The sequence below is a fragment of the Micromonospora sp. MP36 genome (assembly GCF_008119785.1).
Taxonomy (GTDB): Bacteria; Actinomycetota; Actinomycetes; order Mycobacteriales; family Micromonosporaceae; genus Micromonospora.
In genome coordinates, this window is the sequence record NZ_VSFA01000221.1 from 1 (window position 1) to 3,743 (window position 3,743).

Annotated in this window: 2 protein-coding genes; both read left to right on the top strand. The window is 69.0% G+C overall.

Annotated features, from left to right (window positions below; all coding sequences use genetic code 11):
• Positions 1 to 117: 117 nt before the first annotated feature.
• Positions 118 to 1,350: a site-specific integrase gene (locus tag FXF52_RS40630; protein WP_148804951.1), complete on the top strand. Its 1,233-nt coding sequence runs from the start codon at positions 118 to 120 to the stop codon at positions 1,348 to 1,350.
• Complete coding sequence (locus FXF52_RS40635) at positions 1,347 to 3,707, top strand: site-specific integrase (RefSeq protein ID WP_255472928.1); 2,361 nt, start codon at positions 1,347 to 1,349, stop codon at positions 3,705 to 3,707. Before FXF52_RS40630 ends, FXF52_RS40635 begins: the two co-directional genes overlap by 4 nt.
• Positions 3,708 to 3,743: the final 36 nt, after the last annotated feature.

The following is a 3,743-nucleotide window of genomic DNA, read 5'->3' on the forward strand; positions in this document are numbered from 1 at the left end:
GGGACCTGTTGACCGGACTACGAGACGACACGCCGTGGTTGGCGAGGTCGGGTGGGTGGGTGCGCCTGTATGACTCGTGCTTGTCGTTGGTTCCGGTGAGTGTGGGGGTTCGGTCGGGTGGAGCGGGATGTGGCGGCGATCGTGCTGCCGAGGTGGGGTCATGTCGTTCCTTTCCAGGGTGTGGTTCCGTGGCTGGTGGTCGACGACGACGGCGTGCCGGTCGAGCCGATCCGGGTGTTCTTGCGCGACTTCGTGGCGCGGGGGAACCGGCCGGGCAGTGTGCGCAGCTACGCGTACGCGCTGTTGCGGTGGTGGCGGTGGCTGCGTGTGGTGGGTGTCGAGTGGGACAGGGCGACCTCGGCGGAGGTGCGTGATCTGGTGCTGTGGCTCGGTCAGGCGGGCAAGGTCCGTAACTCGCCGCGGGCGGGGTCGGCTGCGACGGCCGGGACAGTGAACCCGGTAACGGGCAAGCGGCATCTGGACGACCGGTATGGGCCTCGCACGGTGCGGCACAGCAACGCGATCGTGCGCAGCTTCTACGTGTACTGGATCGAGTTGGGCGAGGGTCCGCTGGTTAATCCGGTGGCGTTGGAGCGGGCGCGGGGTGGGCGGCCAAACGCTCACCACAACCCGATGGGGCCTTATCGGCCGGAGGGCCGGATCCGCTACAACCCGCGGTTGCCGAAGCGTCGCCCCCGCGCGATGAGCGACGCGCAGTGGCTGGACCTGTTCGGGGCATTGCGATGCAACCGGGATCGGGCGCTGCTGGCGCTAGCGATCAGCAACGCCGCCCGAGCCGGGGAACTGCTCGGGATCCGCTGCTGCGACTTGGACTGGGGCGAGCAGTTGGTGCGGGTCAGGCGCAAGGGCAGCGGCGCGGAGCAGTGGCTGCCGGCCAGCCCGGACGCGTTCGTGTGGCTGCGGCTCTACCTCGCCGAGGCCGTCGCGGTGTCCGGGGACGACTTGGTATGGCAGACCGTGCGTCGCCGTGACCACGGGCAGGGGCTGGCGCACCAGCCGTTGACCTACGACGCGTTGCGGGCGGTGCTGCGCCGCGCCAACGCGCGGTTGGGCAGCAACTGGACGATGCACGACCTGCGGCACACATGCGCGTTGCGGATGGCGCGGGACAAACGGCTGTCGCTGCGCGATGTCCAGGTCATCCTCGGCCACGTCCACCTGTCCACGACCGCCGACATCTATCTGGTCGAAGACGAGGAAGCGGTGATCGAGCGGGTCGTCGAGCACCTGGCGGCGCGCGATCAGCAGCAGCCGCCGCCAACGCCGGCGGCGCGGGTCGGCTATGACGCCGACGACCTGCACGTGTTGTTCGGTGGTGAGCTTCGGTGACGGCGGTGTTGGCGGCCGCACCCGAAGTCCAGCATGCGGCGTCCGCGGCGCCGCATGCTGGACCTGCCGTCGGCCCCGCGGACGGGCTGTCCGCCGAGCAGGTGCTGGCCCTGTTGCCGGGGCATCCGGCGTTTCCCACGTCGGTGTCGCACCGTCGCCGGCAGCTGCGCGGCGCCGCGGTGGTGTTGCGGTGGCTGAGCGGCCACCCGGGCTCGGGATGGCAGCAGCGATGGTGCAACGCCGGCGGTGACGCCGGCCTGGGCTGGGTCGACGGGTTCGTCGCTGACGCCCCGGGAACCCGCGGGCACAAGCGCGCCGAGGTGACCGCGGGGCTTCGCGGTCTGCTGCTCAACGGGGTGGTGCGACCCGGCTACGGCTTCTTCCGGCACTACAAGCCGGGCACGCTGATCACGCAGATCATCGCCGCGGACGCGACGGACACCTTCGAGCGGCTCAAACAAACCGCCGTCGAGTTGGGCGCCAACGACCACCAACACAACGACGCGCGGGTCACGATCGCGAAGATGGTCTTACACACCGGACGCGGCGTCGACCAGCTGACCGTCGAGGACTTCGACGACTACCGGTCGGCCTTCCATGGCCGACGGATCCCGACCGGCACCGTGCTGGCCTGGGACATGCTGCGAGCAATCGGGGTGCTGCCCGCCGACAGCAGCATGCGCCAGCATCTGCGCCGCGGACCGCAGACGACCACGCAACTGGTCGACCGGTATCCGATCCAATCGGCCAAGATCCGGCACCTGCTGATCCGCTACCTGGACGAGCGTCGCCCAGCCGTGGACTACAGCACGCTGCGATCGTTGGCCGCCACCCTGGCCGGCACGTTCTGGGTCGAAATCGAACGGCTGCACCCAGGCTTGGACACGCTGCACCTGCCAGCGAATGTCGCCGAGGCGTGGAAGCTGAGCCTGGCCACCGTCACCGGCAAGGACGGGCGGGTGCGGGAACGCCGCAGCCGCTTCGACGTGATGGGCCAGGTGCGCACCTTCTACCTCGACATCGCCGAGTGGGCCACCGAAGACCCGTTCTGGGCCGCTTGGGCAGCGCCCTGCCCGGTGCGCCGCGGCGACACCGACGGCACCAGCCGCAGCAAGCAGAAGAACCTCGCCGAAATGCACCAACGGGTTCGCGAGCGCATGCCGCTGCTGCTGGACCTGGTCAACGCCGCCGACGCGCACCGCGTCTTCACCGAAGGGCTGCTGCAGGCCGCCACCGCCGCCGCGATGGACAGCGACTTCGTCCACGATGGGCTCACCTATCGGCGCACCACGTCCGACCCACGCACCAGAGGCGGCCCCGACCAGGTCATGGCGTTGAACCCCGCGACCGGGCAGAAGATCAACGTGACACGGGAGGAAGACGACGCGTTCTGGGCCTGGGCGATCATCGAGACGCTGCGCCATAGCGGAGTCCGCATCGAGGAACTGCTGGAACTGACCCACCTCGCGCTGGTCTCCTACCAGCTACCCAGCACCGGCGAGACCGTCCCGCTGCTGCAGATCGTCCCGTCAAAGACCAACGAGGAACGGCTGCTGCTGGTCAGCCCGGAACTGGCCAGCGTCCTGGCCTGCATCATCAGCCGGCTCCGCCACCGCCACGGCGGCAGCGTCCCCCTGGTCGCCCGCTACGACCACTACGAAGCGGTCACCGGACCGCCGCTGCCACACCTGTTCCAGCGCCGGTGGGGCACCGGCCAGCAAGTCCTCTCCACCCAGACGGTCCGCAACCTACTCAACGCCACCCTCGCACGCACCGACCTGCGCGACCTCGCCGGACGTCCCCTGCACTTCACCCCGCACGACTTCCGGCGGATCTTCACCACCGAAGCCGTCAGCAACGGCCTGCCCGTGCACATCGCAGCGAAGATCCTCGGACACCGCAACATCAACACGACCCAGCACTACCTGGTGATCTTCCAAGACGAGCTGGTCCGCACCTACCGGGCCTTCCTCGACCAGCGCCGGGCCACCCGCCCCGCAGCCGAGTACCGCGAGCCCACCGACGCCGAATGGCAGGAGTTCCAGCAGCACTTCGAGCTACGCAAGGTCGAACTCGGCACCTGCGCACGCCCCTACGGCTCACCCTGCCGCCACGAACACTCCTGCATCCGCTGCCCAGTCCTACGCGTCGACCCCAAGCAACGCCCCCGCCTCGTCGAGATCATCCGAAACCTCGCCGATCGGATCGGCGAAGCCAAACGCAACGGCTGGCACGGCGAGGTCCAAGGCCTGCAAGTCAGCCTCGCCGAGGCCGAGAAGAAGCTGGTCAGCCTCGACCGACGAGCCACCACCGGCGAGCCGACACTCCTCGGCATCCCCATCATCCGACACACTTGACACACGTCCATCGACCAACATCGTGGTCCGGAAAAG